A 15,220-nucleotide genomic window follows, 5' to 3' on the forward strand; every position below is an offset into this window, starting at 1 on the left:
TTCTTGAGACCGCTCGACGACCGGAAATCGCCGTGGCCGGCACGCGTCTCCTGAAAGCTTGCTTGCAGGGGTCTCGGTATGAGGGACGTGCGCCCCTCCGAGCGGTCTCAAAGACTTCCCGTCAGAACCCTGAATTTCTCTTTATTCCGCAGATGATGCGCATCGGTCAGCGTCGCGCTGTGCGGTCCCGGCGCGACGATCTTCTGTCGCTTCTGCCCGGACCGGGCAGGCATGGTTATGGGATTGTCGAATGGAACCCAGATCCTGGCCAGCCGTGTGTCTCCGGGCACATCCGCCACATAAACCAGTCCGTTGGCATAGATTGGACGTCCGCCTATATCGTTCCCGACAATCTGCGCCAGGACGGCTTTTGGAGAGCGCATAATAGCCGGCAGAGTGGCAATGACTGAGGCCGGTACCCGGTTCCGATCCTTATCGCGGTGTAGCGACAGCATATGATCGATATCCTTCGCGCTGACGTGCAGGCTGCGGCCATTCAGCTTGATACCGTGAGCTTTTGCTGCCTCGGACACCGCTGAGGATATCTCGCCGACTTTCCTCAGCGTCTGGCGAAAGCGGAGCTTTTGCCCGCGGTTTCGTCGGCCGGCAAGGGCAAGCACCCAAGCAGCGATCCGGTTATCCGAAGCGTGTGGGACACGGGAAAAACGCCCTTTGCTGTCGCGGACGTAGACCCGCTTCAGTCTCAACTTCCCTATAACTTTTCGGTCAAAAGGGGCGCGCGCCACCTCCAGAGCGCCCGAATCGTCGTCATTCTTATGTTTGGTCTGACCTCCGTCGCTGCTCCCCCCGGGCGGGGTGATGGAGACGACGACGCCGTGCTCGTCCACGTAGGCGGTGTTCAGCGGGCGAGCGAAGACGCGGCCGGCCGGGGTGGGGTTGTAACCCTCCTCGATGCGCCACTCGTTCGGCATCAGGGCGCCGGACTGGAACATGGTCCGCATGCCTTCCTGGCGGGTCTTGAAGTCGGCGCGCAGCAGGCGGCGGACATCGAACTCGACGTAGACGCCGTCCGGCAGGTTGAAGGCCCGCGCGAACTCGGCCTCAAACGCCTCCAGCATCGGCATGAGGGTCTGATCGTAGTAGGCGCGGGTCAGCGCCTCGACGTTGTTGTTCGTCATCCGATCCAGCATGCCGATCATGTGCAGCGGAACGCGGAAGCCGCGGGCGATCTCCTCGATCGTCAGCTTGCGCTGCTCCAGGAACTGCGCGTCAACCGAGGTCATGCCCAGCTGGTCGAACTCCATCCCCTCCTCGAGCACCACCGTCTTGCCGGCGTTGCCGGGTCCGCCGTGCCGGCCGTTCCAGCTTGCGCTCAGCCGGTCGGCCACATCCTTCGTGAGCACCTTCGGGTGCTTCAGGACGCCGCTTGGCTGGGCACCGTTCGCCATCAGCTTAGCCGACAGCTCCTCGCCCGCGATGGCAATGCCGATGAACTCGCGAAGCTGCGCCAGGGGCGACAGGCCGACGACGCCGTCGAACGTCATCCCGCGGACATGGAAGATGTCGTAATCCGGCACCATCAGCGGGACGTTGCGGAGCATGGCGTTCTCCAGCGTCGTCCGCCGGGAGATGGCGTAGAACAGGCGTCCGTCCATCGCCTCGTATATCGTGACGCTGCCCGGATGCACCGGCCACAGCCCGGTTGCGTTTCCGAACCGGTCCCGCAGGATCACGGCGATGGAGTTGCCCCGGAACCCCCAGGCCGAGAACAGCGCGAGCAACAGGCTGACCGGGGTCATGTGCCGGTTGGGGCGCCGCAGGATCGCGTGGAGCGGGTGGTCGGTTGCCGGCTCCCGCGAGCCGTCCGGCTTCTCCCGCCAGACCTGCGGCTTCAACTTCGCCCCATCCTCCGCGATCACCCGGACGCAGGAATAGACCGCGGAGACGCGCATCGCCGCCATGTCGGAAACCCGGACGCCGGAAGCCGCGGGCGCCCCGCCCATCAGCGACACAAAAAGGTCGGAAGGGTTCTGCGATGAGCCAAGCTCCTTCTGCACGGCAACGCTCTGTTGCCGGTCCCGCTTTCGCTTGCCCATGGGCACCTCAAATCGTCAGAAAGCCGCCAGAGCGTTCCGTGGAGTGGTAGACAGACGGCCCGTCGTCATCGGCGGGCGTCATCGAAACGCCGAGCGCGGAGATCAGGGCCACCGGCCCATCGATCTTCTTCGCGTCCTTTTCCTTGGTCGGATAGACGTTGTCCTTCTTGTCGGGCCGGGCCACGACGTTGGACATCATCCACTTCATGCCCGGGTCACCGGCATGCTGCAGCTTCCCGCCACGAATCAGGGCGTCGAGTTCCTTCATCGGCTCGGAGAAATTCAGCACCAGTGGCCGGTACTCAGTCACCGGCGCTTTCCTGGCCTGGAGCCGGGTTACCAGCATCGTGGCTTGGTGCGGATCGTAGGCGATGTTTTCCACCTGGAACCGCGCGCAGATGTCGAGGATGTCCTCCTCAATGACGCCATAGTCGATGATATTGCCGCCGGTAACGATCAGCCACCCTTCCGCATCCCACGCCTGATAGTGCTCGTTCTCCGGCAGGAGGACGGTGTCCTCTGGCAGGTAGTGGAATGTGAAGAGGCGGTATGGCTCGTCGTCGCTCTCCGGCAGGACCAGCACCTCCAGCGCTGCTATATCGACCTTGCTGGACAGGTCCAGCCCCAGCGCCACCCGGCGGCCGACGAAGTCCGCCAGCTTCAGCCCAGGCACCTCGCACCGGTCCCAGGCGGCCATATCGAAGTAGGCTGACCGGGCGTTCACCCACTTGTTTAGGTGCTTCGTCAGGAAGCGCCCGCGGTTGCGGGGGTTGTTGATCGCCTCGCGCTGCCGGGCGAGGAGGAATTCCTCGCTGACCGAAACCCCCATGTTGGGGTTGGCCTTGCGTAGCGCCTCGGCTGTGGTCCAGTCGTCGGCATCGTCGACGGTGTAGATGATCCCGAACAGCTCGTCGTCGTTCGCAACCTTTTCCAGCACCTTCCGCACGACGTCGCGCATGTCGTAGCAGGGGCCGGCGATGTTATCGCCTGCCGTGGTGATGACGATCGCCAGCGGTTGCTCGCGAGCGCCCATGCCCGTCACCATGGTGTCGAACTGATCGCTGGTCGCGTGCTCGTGATATTCGTCCGTGATGGAACAGGACGGTGAAGCGCCGTCGCCGGGCTTGCCGATGACGGGCTCGAACTTGCTGCTGTTCCCCAGGATCGAGATGTTCGAAGCGTTCACCTCCACCCCGAAATGCCGCTTCAGGTCGGGCCGGCCGTTCGCCATCTGTCGGGCCGGGCCGAACACCTCCCATGCCTGTTTTTCGGTTGTGGCGCCCGAGTAGACCTCCGCCCCGTGTTCGCCGTCGGCGCACAGCATGTAGAGACCGATGGCCGCCACCAGCGCAGACTTGCCATTCTTGCGCGGCACCTCGATGTAAACCAGCCGGAACCGGCGGAAGCCGTCGGCCTTGCGCACCCATCCGAAGACCATGCAGACGATGAAGCACTGCCAGGGCTCCAGGCGGAGCAGATGACCCTTCGGGTTCAGCGGATCCGGACGCGCCCACTTGCCCTTCGTGTGCGGCATCAACTCGATGAACTTGCACGCCTTCTCGGCCTTCACCGCATCGAAGCGATACGGCCAGTCCGCGGCGTTGTCGGCGCGCAGGTCGTTCCGGTGTCGTTGGCACGCCAGCTTTACCCATTTGCAGGCTGACACCGCGCCGGACAGCGCGTCGTCGATGTAGCGCTCGGCCAGTTCCACATGCGGGTGTGCGACCGGGCCGGGAGGCTTGCCGCCGGCCGCTCCACGGGGCCGACGGACGCCCGGCTGGTGTTGACGAGGCGCGCGGGGCATTACAGGTCCGCGAACGGGTTGCTGTCACCGGGCAGCTGACCAGCCACGCGGGTCCGATCCGCCGGCGTGAGGCCGAACTTCGCCAGCCACGCGGCGAACCGGCGGTCGGCATCGGCGATGTCGGCGATCTCCGGGCGGGCGCGACGCATCGGGCCGCTTTTGCCCATGGTCCAGTAATACCGCTCGCCGCCCTCGGCGAAGACCGTGCTGCCGCCCTCCGACTCTATCGTCAGCGGGCGGGACAGCGACTCACGCGCGGCCAGCAGATCGGCGTATGCCTCGCACAGCCCGACCATCGCCAAGCCGTCGGCTTCGGTCAGCACGCCCATCTTGTCGAGGAGCACCGAGACGGCGCCCCAGGTGGTCTTGGCCTTGTCGGTCAGGTGGGCCGGCGGCGACGGGATCGAACGCTCGGGCTTCGGTTCCCGCTTGTTGGTGCGGCACTTCTGCGCCGTGCCGGTGACCAGTTTCAGGTGCGTCGGCTTTGGGGGGCGTCCTGCCATTTTCAGCCTCCGAACCCTTTTGTTTCCATTTTGCACGCACAGGAATTTTACCACCCACCGGTAGACCCCCTCGGGCCTGCCAAGGATCGGCTCCCCCTACCCACCGCGCTTGCCGTGCCGACGATTATCGCAGGCAGGGCAAAGGGTTCGCAGGTTCGACAGAGCATCGGGCCCACCCTCGCGGCGGGGGGTGATGTGGTCGGCGATCAGGCGCCCGCCGACGCCGCGATCAGGCGTGGCGCAGTGTGGATCGGTGCAGCGGTGTCCGTCTCGCGCGAGGCAAGCCGCACGGAGCCGCTTCCATTCGGACGAGCCGTAGTAGGCGTTTTGGACCTGCGGACGCTTGCGCGGCGCAGGCTGCCAGCCGGGGGCGCGGAAGACCGGCGGGCGGGACGGCATCAGCCCTCCCTAAGCTTCGGGATGATCGCGACAAAGCCGTCCATGGCGCCGACAGCGATGTGACCGTCCGGGATGTCGCGCATCAGCGGACGGACGATGTCGGAGGCGCGAGCGTAGGCGGCAGCGACAGCGTTGATCTGGACGGCAGCGAGGGCGAGATGATCGGCCGGTGCGTCGAACATCAAGCGTGCTCCATCGTCTTGACCGACAGCCGGGCGATGATGTCGGCATTCTGTTCCACGATGCGCTCGACCTGTTCAGCCAGGGCGTTCGTGGCTTTGGCTTGCTCGTTCATTGCGTTGATGACGAGTTGGAACGTCTCGTTGCCGGGACCGGGTTGCGGCCGGCGGGTGATGATCCAGGCCAGCCCGATCAAGCCGATCATGATGACGGCGGCGACCTGGGCAGCCGGAGACAGGCCGGCAAGACGAACGATGGTTTCCCCGACATCGGGGATCGGCAGGTTTTCCATGTGCGGTGATCCCCGAAACGACGAAACCCGCCGCGGCAAAGACCGGGCGGGCGAAGAAAAGCGCACTCAGTACGCTTTTTCTGCTTGCGTTAGCGTACTCAGTACGCTATTCTTCTCTTGTCGGCGCGGTAGGGGGAGGACAGGCCTCCCCCCGCCGACTGGGAGACAGAGGATGCAGCGCTTGGAACGCCTCCTCAAACTCCTGGCCCTGATCCTCGGGATCATCAAGCTGGTGCTTGACATCCTGAGGGGCTAAGGGCGGGAGCGCGGGGCTGAGGTGACGCTCAGCCCCGTGTCCCCCCAAATGTAAGGCTGATCCCATGACCCCGCAAGACTTCCAACGCACCCGCAAGCATCTGAAGCTAAGCCAGCAGGGCTTGGCCGATGCGCTCGATATCAGCAAATCGTCCGTCGAGTTGTACGAGCGTGGCACCCGGCGCGATGACGGGCGACCGGTCGAGATCCCGAAGACTGTCAGGCTGGCCCTTGCCGCTCTGTGCCAAGGCATTGCCGATTTCGAGGGGCCGGAATGACAAAACCCGCCTCGGTGAGGGCCGGGCGGGCAAAGAAAAACGAACAGAGTTCGCTTTTCCTGTTGACTGGCGAACTCTGTTCGCCTATCTTGAACTTGTCGGACGGGATGGTCCCGAACGACGAACCGAAAGGAGGTGACGCGCAGTGAACATTCTGGAGTGGCTGAAGGGCCTCTTCCCGAAAGTCAGGTTCAAGATCAGGTTGACCGCCGAGATTGAACTGGACACCAGGGAGAAGGGCTAAGGGCCGAAGGGTGGGGCCGGGAAACCGGCTCCACCTACCAGATGGACGGAAGCGCGTCACCTCCTGGAGCGAGAGGTTAGCATGAACGGCGAAGAGTTCAAGACGTGGCGCAAGGGCCAGAACCTGACGCAGCAGGAAGCTGCTGATGCGCTCGGCGTCACCAAACGGAGCGTCCAACTCTGGGAAGCCGATGAACGTCCGATCAGCCGGACTGTGGCTCTCGCCTGTGCTGCGGTCCAGGCCGGATTGGCTCCTTTCGGCGAACCAGAATGACGAAACCCGCCGCGGTAAAGACCGGGCGGGCGCTTGAACCTGAACCGCCACGGCATCCGCCGTGGGCCGAGAAATCAGGTCCACTTGAGGACCGGTGTACGCCTATCGATTGCGTCCGTCAAGGACTATGCGGCAACCAGCTTGCGGGCAGGAACGTGCGCCACCGTCTCGCGGTCAAAGAGTCTCAGAAGCACACGGCACCGCTCGCCCTCGTCAGCCTCGAACAGGCCGCTCATCCCGTCGAACAGCCCCTCTGCTACCCGGACCTGTTGGCCTGGAGCGAAGCCGGATCCGACCGCCACGGGCTTCGGGCAGAGGTCCACCACCCCGCCATCGGCCTGCATGCGCGCGCCGATGGCCGCCAGCACGGGAATGCCCACGGTGACGGGGCGGCGCTTGGCGTCCAGGGTCATGTGCTGGATGCCGGGCGCCCACCGGATGCTCCAGCCGTCTTGATCCGGTCCGACCCCGACGAACAGATACCTCCCGTACATCGGCCGCTCCACGGCCTTGCCGGCGACCAGCTCCCTGCACATCGGCAACAGGACCGCATAGCCACGCGCCTCAAGGGCCTTCCGAGCGATGTCCCGATACTGCACCTGCGGCTTGACCACCGCGACGTGCCAGCGCTTGCCGTGAAGGTCCGGAACATCAAGGCCCATGGGTCAAGCTCCAGCGGCAAAAAAGGGCGGGACGATGGGGAGACCGTAGCGCGCCTGAAACCAGAAATCAACAGGTGGTGGTAACACAACCGTCAATCATACCACCTATCGATTTGTCCTCCATCCGGCCCCTGTTCTGCGCTGTGTCCCGCTCCGTCCATCGTGGCCGCGCTGTTCACCGCGGCCACTCCGGTTGTGGTGTTTGGGGAAGGCCCTAAAGACCTGGGTGTGGAGCGTTGCAACGGAGCGGAACACCCCTTTAGGGGTGCAACCCACTGCAACGGTGCAACCCTTGAAAACCCTAGGCTTTTGAGCCCTGATTTTCGGCGTTGCAGTGAGATCGACTGCAACGGCACTGCAACATGACACTTCGTCCAGGGTTTCCAAGGGTTGCACCGTTGCAGTCGGGGGCTAAATGCAACGGTGCAACGCAGGTGCAGCATGCCGCGCGCTACCCGCCTGCTCGCCAGCGGCGAACCTCGATAGGCGAGCGATCCGTCCGCCCTGCGCGGTCCGCCCGGACCATCCATCCAGCTGCCGCCATGTCCTTCCCGGCGGGTAGCGCCACCGTGATGCGCTCCCGCGCCATGCGGTCCTTCACCTCCCAGCGGGCGCACAGGCTCGGGATCAGGTCGGCCAGCAGGCAGGCGTCACCGGGCATTTCGGCGACGATGTCGTCCCGGTCCTGGGCGATCTTCTCGGCCGCCTTGTCCTCCTGGCGCTCCTCGGCAGCCCGGCGTGCTGCGCCGATGTCGAACAGCACATGGACGCCCACGGTGTCCGGGCCGCCCGCCCCGGTCAGCAGGTCATCGTCCGCCAAGTCCTCGCCGTTGCCGAGCGACTGGCTCTCCAGCTTGTACCAGCGCGGCTCCCAGGACCGCGGGGCATAGTTGCCCTTGGCGGCGTCCAGGCGCACGAGGCGCGCGGCCTCGTCGTCCTGCAGGTTCAGCTCTTCGGCGGTGTCCTGGCTCATGGCGGACAGGGTGTATGCGACGCGCACCGCGCCGATGAAGGCGCTGGCACCGCGCGCTGCGTTCATGTCGCCGGCGCGGGCCTCGCTGTTGCCCGAGTGGTTCTTGACGGCGTGGTGGACCAGATCGAGGGCGCAGTCCGTGGCCTGGGCGATCTCGCGGAACACCCCCACCACCTTCTCGATTTCCTCGTTGGCGTTCTCGGCTACGCCGTCATGCGTCGAGACGAACGGGTCACATGCCCAGAACACGATCTTGTTCTCGCGGATGAAGGCCTCGATCTCCGCCGCTCCCTTATGCCGCCGGACGGTGCCGGAAGCGTCCTTGCCCGCCACAACGAGGCGCTGATCGGCGCCGCTGCTGTAGAACAGATGCGGGCGGACCTCATCGAACTCGATGCCGTGGCGCAGACACACGCCAGCGATGCGCCGCTCCAACTCGTCCAGCGGGTCTTCGTTGTTGTGGACCCAGGCGTTGCCTCGGACATGTACCGTCTCGCCCGTCAGGTCGCTGCGGCCGGTGATGACGGCCAGCGCCGACAGGATGGACATGGTCGACTTGGAGACACCGGGCGCGCCGATGCCACCGGTCACGGCACCGCGCAGGAACCGGGCGCCCAGCACCCACCGGCGGCGTGGGATGGCGGCGGGTGCGAAGCCGGCCGGCAGGGTGCGCGGGATCGGGGCGTACCGCTTGACCTCCTCGCCGCCGGCGGCGTCCGGCTCTTCCGGCAGATCGTCGAACTCGCCGGCGGCGACCGGGAATCCGCAGTCCTGGGCGACGTCGCGCACATAGCCCCACCCGACCTCGAACGGCGGCTTCATGCGCTCCCAGTCCGAGACGACTTCGACCGGGTCGTTGCCGGCGACGATCGCGTTGCCTTCCCAGCGGCCGGCCCACTCCTCCCAGACCTCCATGGCCCGATCAGGGTCATCGGCACCGGCGGCCTTGATGGCGCAGCCCATGCGCAGATAGTCCGTGCGGTTCGGGAACCGATCGTTGTCGTTCGGGATGGTGGCGACGGCGGCGGCCAGGGCGTCGAGGCTGGGCGCCAGCAGGTCGTTCTGCACGATGGCCGCCCGGTCCGTCACCTCATCCCCCGAGCCTTCCCATCGCAGATCCGTGCAGCCAACGCAATCGAGCAGGGTCTCCAGCTCCTCGGCGAAGGTGTCCATCTGCGCGTGGGTGATGGGGGCGAGGATGTCCGCGCCCAGATCGGCCGGGCTGACGTCCCAGCTGTAGGGCTTGCGCGTGACGGGGTGCGTCCCTTCGACGACATACTGCTGGCCGTGGCCCAGCAACTCGACAAGGTGGTCGCGTCCGTCCGGCCCCTTGAACCATAGCCGGCGGCGGGTCATCGGCGTCTGGCCTTCAGCCAGCCTGTAGACCAGCAGCAGCTTAGGCGCCCGGCCGGTGCGCGCGGGCGCGGGACCGAGATGCCGATCAGCTAGCCCCTGGATGAAGTCCCGGATCTCGCGGTCCGTGACGTCGATGTCGATGGCCGGGAATCGGGTAGCGCGAAGACCCAGGTTGGCGCCATGGCCTTCCCAGGTCAGCACCTCATCGGCGGTCGCCGTGTGCTTCATCCAATCGAAGCCGTACCAGCCGTGGCACCCATGCAAGCCGGGCACCTTGCCGCGGTCTTCCAGGCGCAGCTTGGTGCGCTCGGACAGCGGTGCGCCGGGCGGCACGACGGACACCAGAATCCGTGAAGCCGGCGTCGAACCATGCGCGGAACGAAGTCATTGCGCCTCTCAGGACAGCATGTATTCGAGGGTGTCCCGCTCGAACCAGAAGAAGACGGGAGTGGGCTTGGGAAACTGGAAACCAAGGGCTTCCAGCCATTGCGTCTGTTCGGGGGTGAACCTGGGGAACTGGCGCAGAGCGCGGGCGCGCCGCCACTCTTCGACCAGCATGTTCCCCTTATCCAGGTTGCAGGCGCGGCAGGATGGCACGAGGTTGCTTGCGCTGTTCGAGCCTCCCCGGCTGCGCGGAACGATGTGATCGCGGCTGAAGCTGTGCGGCAGGTTCCGGCCCGGCTTGCCCAGGACGGCGCCGCAGTAGTGGCAACGGATGCCCGGATGCCACTGGAGATGAGCGGCATACAGGCGGGTCATGTTGGCTCAAGCTCCTCGACGCCCGAGAAGCAACCGCACCCCCCGAGGTCAAACCGGTCGAACTTCTCCCCGGCCTCGACCCGCTCGCGGAGATGGCGCAAGGTCATGGGCACGCGCTTGCCACCTCGCCGGTCAGTCAGAATCCCGACCGGCTTTCCGATAAGCCGGATGATCCGCTGCTCCTCGCGTTCGCAAAATGCGTAGAGGGACGGGATGGCCCGGAGCAGAAGAACGAAATGGCCGATGCCTGCTTTCACGCAAAAGCCGCCGCAGTTGTTATGCGCGAAGCCCTGCCCGTAGAGGACCGGAGGGGCGATGCCTGCGAGCGCAAGAAGCGCGAACATGGCGTCTTTCATGTAGAAGGGCGCATCGCACATGGGCGCTTCGTACCACCACCCTTCCAGCGCGCGGAGCCCGCTGAGCCGAACGTAACGGTGCTCCTCGGTCCAATCGATGCCCACCAGGACCAAGGTGTCCTCCGGCGCGCAATTGTCCCGAAGCCAGCGATCCGCCAGTTCCCGCTTCAGGATGCGGCTGCATGGATCGCGGCGGCTGTTGCCGAGAAAGCGCTCTTCCTCGAAGACCTGCCAAGGGCTCCGCCCGTCAGCCAGCCAGACCAGTTGCGGCAGGACGGCGCGCATCTCCGTCCGGAGCGCGGCGAGCGCCTGGGCGCGGGCGGCTGGATCCTCGTGGTATTCCGGGACCGTGCGCCACCAAGCCAGCAGGTCCGCCGGGGGCTGCTGGTCGAAGATGTTGCACGCACCTTCGATCAGGAAGCGGTACAGGTCGCCGCTCTCGCAAATCACGTCGGTGAACAGGAGCGTCAGGTCGGCGGCGCCATGCTCATCGGCATCGCGCCGAGCAGCCGCCCAACTCCCAACGCCACCGCTGAACATGGCGATGCGCTTCATTTCCGATACCGCTTTCCGCGCCAGCCGGCCGCCGCGACGGGAAGCCCCGCAGCCCAGGCCGGCAGGTCGCACATGATGTTCTGGAATTCGTCGACGGAGCCGTGCCCCTCCGGGGGCTCGGTCACCACTTCGTCATGGACGGTCAGCACCACGGGGTAGCCAGCGCGCTCGGCGCCCGCCATGCCGTTGGTCATGATGTCGCGGGCGGTGGCCTGGACGGCGTTCTCGGTCCACAGCCCACCGTAGCCCTTCTGCTTGCTCCACTTCCGGGTCTTGCTGTCCACGCCCCAGAAAGTCACCGCCTCCTTCATGGCCGGGCGGCGCACCAAAGCCCGCCGGCGCACCGGGTCGAATTCGATCAGCGCGTCGCCGTGATCCAGGATGGCCGTCGCTTCATCGGCGCATGGCTCCCATTTCTCGTCGTCCCAAGGCATCTCGGCCAATTCGGCCTTGGGCGAGGCGTAGGCCAGCGGTCGCCCGGACGGCAGGACCATCCACAGGAAGCCGCCTTTCACCCGGAAGGCGATGCGGCCACGCAGGCATTTGACCACCTCGCCCGGCCGACGCACGGCGTCCAGCGCCGCTTCCTCAAGATCGCGCCACATCTGCACGACGGCGGGGTGCGCCTCGCGCCATGCGCGCTTCAGCCGGTCGGCCTCTTCGTCCGGGACCTTCACGCCATAGTTGGCCGCCATGTTCTGGAAGGCCCCGACGCCGCCCTGGAAGCCCATGGACAGCTCCATGACCTTGCCGATCTGGCGCTTTTGGTCGTCCACCTCAGACGGGTCCAGGCTGAACGAGCGGGCGTAGGCCAGCACGTAGAGGTCCAGCCCCTTGCGCTCCGGCTTGCCGTCCGGGGTGGTGCCGATGATCGTGTCATAGTCGCGGAAGGCCTGGATCTTCCAGGTCTCGCCCGCGAACCATGCCGTCACCCGGCCCTCGATGTTCGAATAGTCGGCGGCGAGCAGGTCGTGCCCGTCGGCGGCGATCAGGCACGGGCGCAGCAGGGACGCGACGATGGCGAGCGGCGCGCCCAGCAGCATCGACACCAGCGCAGCGTCGGCACATTCCAGGATGAAGGCGATCACGTCGTCCTTGGCGGACGCGCGCGGGAAGTTCTGCGGCTGCACCAGCTTGCCCGCCCAGCGGCCGGTACCGGCCCCGTGATAGAGCAGCAGGCCGCGCACCCGCTCGTCCGCGCACACTGCGGCCAGCATGGCGGTCAGCTTGGCCGTGCTGGACTTCGCGGCCTCCTGGCGGATTTCCAGGGCACGGCGGACCACCTTCGGCGTGTCCGGATCGGCCAGCATCGCCCGCACGGCCGGCTTCGCGACGCTGTCCGCCTCGATGCCCTCGGCGGCCAGCCAAGCGGTCAGGTCCTTCGCCTTGGTGGCGGCGGCCACCCACCCGCGCGTGACCTCCTCCAACTCCTTGTTCAGCATGGCCTGGGCGTTGGTGGTCAACTCGCGCGCGGCGTTGACGAGCCCGATGTCCAGCTTGATGCCGCGGTCGTTGATCAGCTGGTCATGCAGGTAGACGGCGCGCTCCGCCGGCGACAGCTTGCGCAGACGGGCGCCAAGGGCGCGCTCGCCATCCACGTCCACCTTGCAGTAGGCGATCAGCCGCTCGATCTTCGCCGGCTCGTCCCACCAGCGCAGGCCGGGATGATCCTTCGTCGGCTTGCGCGGCCGGGCCATCTGCATCATCAGCCGATAGCCCTCCATGTCCTTCTGGACGGCCACGCCCATGACGCGGAGCGCCTCTTCCAGGGACCGGGGCACGGCCATGGCTGCTGCGAGAGCCGCCGTGCAGTGCCACTGCTCCAGGCGCGGGGCCGGCCAGCCATAGCGGCGGGCAAGCAGGTAGTTGACCACAACGCGCTCGAACTGCGCGTTGTGGGCGTGAACCTCCCAACCTTCATCGCAGGCCCGCACCCAGGCGTCCGGGACCGGCTGGCCGGGCGTCCAGACCTGCACCGGGGCTTCGTCGACGGCGAAGCAGGCGCACCAGACATCCGTCGTCGGGTCCTGGGCATAGCGGTAGACGCCCGCCTTCCGCAGGTCGACGGTGCTTTTTGTCTCGAAGTCCAAATGCAAAACTCTAGACATGGCGCCAATGCCTCCCTGTCCAGATGTTCCAAATCTGAGATGCGCAGCATCCGTGTAGAGCAGCCAGCACCTCGGCGTCGTAGTGTCGCCCGGTGTTGTTCCGCCTTATGTCTTTGATTTGAGAAATCTTCAGCTTTCTCCGGTCGTGCCGGCTTATGTCGACATTGTTCTCGGAGCGCGAAGCGTATCTCAAGTTAACCAGAGCGTTATCCCCCGCGTCTCCGTTTATGTGGAGAATGTCTTGCCCCGCGGGGCGCGGGCCGACGAAGGCTTCGAGCGCCAGCGAGTGGACGGTCCGAGTGTTACCCCGCCCCAGCACGACGCACAGGTGCCCGAGTGACCCGAGAGGGCCGGGGCGCAGCAACCGGCCGCGCATCGAGTGCTCGTGCAGATTCCCATTGCGTGAGATCTGCATGTACACGCGATCTCGCGAGCGCACGCGCCCGAGGTCGCTGACGTCGTACAGCCCTTCGAAGCCCGGCACCGGGCGCCAAGTTTCGCGGGTCGGCATCAGCGCCCCCTGTTGAAGAGGCGGCGCCAGCAGTAGGACCGGCCCAGGCTGATCGCGGTGTAGATCAGCGAGATCCCGGTGTTCTGCGCCGCCGTGAAAGAGGCGCCAAACAGCGGATAGACGAAAAGCCCCGCAACCCAGGACAGGGCGAAGCCCGACATGGTGTTCGCAGAGGCCTCCAGCAGCGACATGATGCGGGTTTGGCCGGTCATGACAGAAGGGCCTCCAGGTCGGCAGCGGCCTCAATCCGGGCGCGCAGGGCGGCGGCCAGACGGGCGAGGGTTTCAGTGGCTGCGACTTCACGCAGCTCGCCATGTTCGGGGTGGGAGGCGACGGCAAAGGGGCCGCTGCGGCTCATGCCGCTCCACAGGCTCCAGCCCTCGGGAAGCGGCTTGCCGGCCGTGCCAAGCGCCTCGGTGTATTGCGGCGGCAGCCAGACCGGTCCTTTTTTGGGCTGGCCTTCCGGGTGCATCGCCGAGCCGTAAAGCTCGAAGGCTCTGCGGCTGACTGAGTCGCCGTCGCCCAGCGCGTAGGCCACGGTGCGGCTGAGTTTCAGGGAGCCGGCCGGCGCGGTGCGCACGGCGGCCAGGGCGGCATCCAGGATCGTCATGACAGCAGCGCCTCCAGTTCGGCGTCGAGTTCGCCCAGGTTCTTCAGGGCTTGGCGGTAATAGCTTTCCTTCAGCTCGAACCCGATGCCGCGGCGCCCCATGTTCACGGCGCACCAGACCTCCGAGCCGATGCCGGCGAAGGGCGTCAGCACCGTGTCTCCGGAATTGCTCCACAGGTCGATGCAGCGCTCGATGACGTCGAGTTGCAGGGGCGAGATGTGCTGCTCGTCCTTCTCGTCCCGCCCGCCCCGGTATTGCAGGGTCCGGGTGGCCTTGATGTCCATCCAGACGGGCGAGGCGTAGCGCTGCCAGACCAGGATGGAGCGCCACTGTTCGAAGGGCCATTGCGCCTGCCCCTTGGCGGCGCGCACGGCGGCTTCCCGCTGGTAGGCGGCATAGCTCACGTCCAGCCCTTCGCCGATGTAGGCGTCGAACTGATCGGCAACCGGTTCCGGGTTGTCGCCGGGCTTGCGGAAGGTGACGACGTAATCGGCGAGGCCCTGGCCGCTGATCGTGCTGTCCTTGCAGACCTGCTTGTGCAGCAGGCGGATGGACTTCGTCCGTTGCTGGGCGGTGACCGGGTCCTTCCAGATGCAGACCTCGGAATGCATGATCCATCCGGCGGCCTGATAGGTGCGCACGACGTCGCCGCGGAAATCGCGCATGCCGATGAAGCCATCGCGGAACTTGGTGGTCGGCAGCTGCATAACGTGGACGCTGTGCAGCCGGCCGGGCACGGTGACGCGCAGCAACTCCCCGATCAGGAAGCCATAGTGCTGCCAGAACACCTCGCCCTCGCCGTTGCTGATGTCCCGGTCCGAGTTGCTGAACTTGTAGAGCCCTTCAAACGGGGGGCTATGCACCCCAAAATGGATGCTGTTGTCCGGGATGGCCCGGATCAGCTCGCAGGCGTCGCCGTGGTAGAGGGCATACCGATCGGTGACGTGCTGGTTGATGGCGTTGATCATCGCGCCGAGCCCCCCGCCGCGCGATGCCGCTGGACGGAGGGTCCAGACCGGTCGGTTTCGGGATGACACGCCAAGGT

The 15,220-nt window shown here is 66.0% G+C and carries 17 protein-coding genes; 2 read left to right on the forward strand and 15 right to left on the reverse strand.

Features of this window, described 5'->3' with window-relative positions:
- Positions 1-107 precede the first annotated feature (107 nt).
- The 6 genes from ACWPN8_RS13565 to ACWPN8_RS13590 all read right to left on the reverse strand — a co-directional run bounded on the left by ACWPN8_RS13565 (position 108) and on the right by ACWPN8_RS13590 (position 5,235).
- Positions 108-2,057 carry a phage portal protein gene (locus ACWPN8_RS13565; RefSeq protein ID WP_492241107.1) on the reverse strand — a complete coding sequence of 650 codons (1,950 nt, stop codon included), beginning with the start codon at positions 2,055-2,057 and terminating at the stop codon, positions 108-110.
- Positions 2,058-2,064: 7 nt separating this feature from the next.
- On the reverse strand, positions 2,065-3,768 hold the full coding sequence (locus ACWPN8_RS13570; RefSeq protein ID WP_492241108.1) for a terminase large subunit: 1,704 nt from the start codon (positions 3,766-3,768) through the stop codon (positions 2,065-2,067).
- Between the two features lie 92 nt (positions 3,769-3,860).
- Entirely contained in the window at positions 3,861-4,364 is a 504-nt protein-coding gene (locus ACWPN8_RS13575; RefSeq protein WP_492241109.1) for a P27 family phage terminase small subunit, read from the reverse strand.
- A 96-nt stretch (positions 4,365-4,460) separates the two neighbouring features.
- Positions 4,461-4,763: an HNH endonuclease gene (locus tag ACWPN8_RS13580; RefSeq protein ID WP_492241110.1), complete on the reverse strand. Its 303-nt coding sequence runs from the start codon at positions 4,761-4,763 to the stop codon at positions 4,461-4,463.
- On the reverse strand, positions 4,763-4,945 hold the full coding sequence (locus ACWPN8_RS13585) for a hypothetical protein (protein WP_492241111.1): 183 nt from the start codon (positions 4,943-4,945) through the stop codon (positions 4,763-4,765). Before ACWPN8_RS13585 ends, ACWPN8_RS13580 begins: the two co-directional genes overlap by 1 nt.
- Positions 4,945-5,235, reverse strand: coding sequence for a hypothetical protein (locus tag ACWPN8_RS13590; protein WP_492241112.1), 291 nt, complete (start codon positions 5,233-5,235; stop codon positions 4,945-4,947). Before ACWPN8_RS13590 ends, ACWPN8_RS13585 begins: the two co-directional genes overlap by 1 nt.
- 320 nt (positions 5,236-5,555) lie before the next feature.
- On the opposite strand from ACWPN8_RS13590, the gene ACWPN8_RS13595 reads away from it, so the two are divergent.
- A complete protein-coding gene (locus ACWPN8_RS13595) occupies positions 5,556-5,768 on the forward strand; it encodes a helix-turn-helix domain-containing protein (RefSeq protein ID WP_492241113.1) in 213 nt (70 codons plus the stop codon).
- Between the two features lie 325 nt (positions 5,769-6,093).
- Positions 6,094-6,285, forward strand: a complete 192-nt coding sequence (locus ACWPN8_RS13600; RefSeq protein ID WP_492241114.1) for a helix-turn-helix domain-containing protein — start codon at positions 6,094-6,096, stop codon at positions 6,283-6,285.
- Positions 6,286-6,410: 125 nt separating this feature from the next.
- On the opposite strand, the gene nusG is transcribed toward ACWPN8_RS13600, so the two are convergent.
- From nusG to ACWPN8_RS13645, 9 genes are all read right to left on the reverse strand, one after another.
- Positions 6,411-6,947 carry a transcription termination/antitermination protein NusG gene (gene nusG, locus ACWPN8_RS13605; protein WP_492241115.1) on the reverse strand — a complete coding sequence of 179 codons (537 nt, stop codon included), beginning with the start codon at positions 6,945-6,947 and terminating at the stop codon, positions 6,411-6,413.
- 451 nt (positions 6,948-7,398) lie between these two features.
- A complete protein-coding gene (locus tag ACWPN8_RS13610) occupies positions 7,399-9,618 on the reverse strand; it encodes an AAA family ATPase (protein ID WP_492241116.1) in 2,220 nt (739 codons plus the stop codon).
- Between the two features lie 54 nt (positions 9,619-9,672).
- Positions 9,673-10,035, reverse strand: a complete 363-nt coding sequence (locus ACWPN8_RS13615) for an HNH endonuclease (RefSeq protein WP_492241117.1) — start codon at positions 10,033-10,035, stop codon at positions 9,673-9,675.
- A complete protein-coding gene (locus ACWPN8_RS13620; RefSeq protein WP_492241118.1) occupies positions 10,032-10,946 on the reverse strand; it encodes a hypothetical protein in 915 nt (304 codons plus the stop codon). The genes ACWPN8_RS13615 and ACWPN8_RS13620 overlap by 4 nt, the downstream gene beginning before the upstream one ends.
- On the reverse strand, positions 10,943-13,054 hold the full coding sequence (locus ACWPN8_RS13625) for a DNA polymerase (RefSeq protein WP_492241119.1): 2,112 nt from the start codon (positions 13,052-13,054) through the stop codon (positions 10,943-10,945). The genes ACWPN8_RS13620 and ACWPN8_RS13625 overlap by 4 nt, the downstream gene beginning before the upstream one ends.
- Entirely contained in the window at positions 13,047-13,565 is a 519-nt protein-coding gene (locus tag ACWPN8_RS13630; RefSeq protein ID WP_492241120.1) for an NUMOD4 motif-containing HNH endonuclease, read from the reverse strand. Before ACWPN8_RS13630 ends, ACWPN8_RS13625 begins: the two co-directional genes overlap by 8 nt.
- Positions 13,565-13,777 (reverse strand): DUF7220 family protein, encoded by a 213-nt coding sequence (locus tag ACWPN8_RS13635; protein ID WP_492241121.1) that lies wholly within the window; start codon positions 13,775-13,777, stop codon positions 13,565-13,567. The genes ACWPN8_RS13630 and ACWPN8_RS13635 overlap by 1 nt, the downstream gene beginning before the upstream one ends.
- Entirely contained in the window at positions 13,774-14,175 is a 402-nt protein-coding gene (locus ACWPN8_RS13640) for a hypothetical protein (protein WP_492241122.1), read from the reverse strand. The genes ACWPN8_RS13635 and ACWPN8_RS13640 overlap by 4 nt, the downstream gene beginning before the upstream one ends.
- Positions 14,172-15,143, reverse strand: coding sequence for a DNA-methyltransferase (locus tag ACWPN8_RS13645; protein WP_492241123.1), 972 nt, complete (start codon positions 15,141-15,143; stop codon positions 14,172-14,174). The genes ACWPN8_RS13640 and ACWPN8_RS13645 overlap by 4 nt, the downstream gene beginning before the upstream one ends.
- Positions 15,144-15,220: the final 77 nt, after the last annotated feature.

This window comes from Azospirillum sp. UENF 112521, from assembly GCF_058780665.1.

What these genes read in the sequence shown, in the direction of transcription:
- ACWPN8_RS13565 (WP_492241107.1), bottom strand. Translation starts at nt 2,057, where the DNA reads ATGGGCAAGCGAAAGCGGGACCGGCAACAGAGCGTTGCCGTGCAGAAG.
- ACWPN8_RS13575 (WP_492241109.1), bottom strand. Translation starts at nt 4,364, where the DNA reads ATGGCAGGACGCCCCCCAAAGCCGACGCACCTGAAACTGGTCACCGGC.
- ACWPN8_RS13580 (WP_492241110.1), bottom strand. Translation starts at nt 4,763, where the DNA reads ATGCCGTCCCGCCCGCCGGTCTTCCGCGCCCCCGGCTGGCAGCCTGCG.
- ACWPN8_RS13585 (WP_492241111.1), bottom strand. Translation starts at nt 4,945, where the DNA reads ATGTTCGACGCACCGGCCGATCATCTCGCCCTCGCTGCCGTCCAGATC.
- ACWPN8_RS13590 (WP_492241112.1), bottom strand. Translation starts at nt 5,235, where the DNA reads ATGGAAAACCTGCCGATCCCCGATGTCGGGGAAACCATCGTTCGTCTT.
- ACWPN8_RS13595 (WP_492241113.1), top strand. Translation starts at nt 5,556, where the DNA reads ATGACCCCGCAAGACTTCCAACGCACCCGCAAGCATCTGAAGCTAAGC.
- ACWPN8_RS13600 (WP_492241114.1), top strand. Translation starts at nt 6,094, where the DNA reads ATGAACGGCGAAGAGTTCAAGACGTGGCGCAAGGGCCAGAACCTGACG.
- nusG (WP_492241115.1), bottom strand. Translation starts at nt 6,947, where the DNA reads ATGGGCCTTGATGTTCCGGACCTTCACGGCAAGCGCTGGCACGTCGCG.
- ACWPN8_RS13615 (WP_492241117.1), bottom strand. Translation starts at nt 10,035, where the DNA reads ATGACCCGCCTGTATGCCGCTCATCTCCAGTGGCATCCGGGCATCCGT.
- ACWPN8_RS13620 (WP_492241118.1), bottom strand. Translation starts at nt 10,946, where the DNA reads ATGAAGCGCATCGCCATGTTCAGCGGTGGCGTTGGGAGTTGGGCGGCT.
- ACWPN8_RS13625 (WP_492241119.1), bottom strand. Translation starts at nt 13,054, where the DNA reads ATGTCTAGAGTTTTGCATTTGGACTTCGAGACAAAAAGCACCGTCGAC.
- ACWPN8_RS13630 (WP_492241120.1), bottom strand. Translation starts at nt 13,565, where the DNA reads ATGCCGACCCGCGAAACTTGGCGCCCGGTGCCGGGCTTCGAAGGGCTG.
- ACWPN8_RS13635 (WP_492241121.1), bottom strand. Translation starts at nt 13,777, where the DNA reads ATGACCGGCCAAACCCGCATCATGTCGCTGCTGGAGGCCTCTGCGAAC.
- ACWPN8_RS13640 (WP_492241122.1), bottom strand. Translation starts at nt 14,175, where the DNA reads ATGACGATCCTGGATGCCGCCCTGGCCGCCGTGCGCACCGCGCCGGCC.
- ACWPN8_RS13645 (WP_492241123.1), bottom strand. Translation starts at nt 15,143, where the DNA reads ATGATCAACGCCATCAACCAGCACGTCACCGATCGGTATGCCCTCTAC.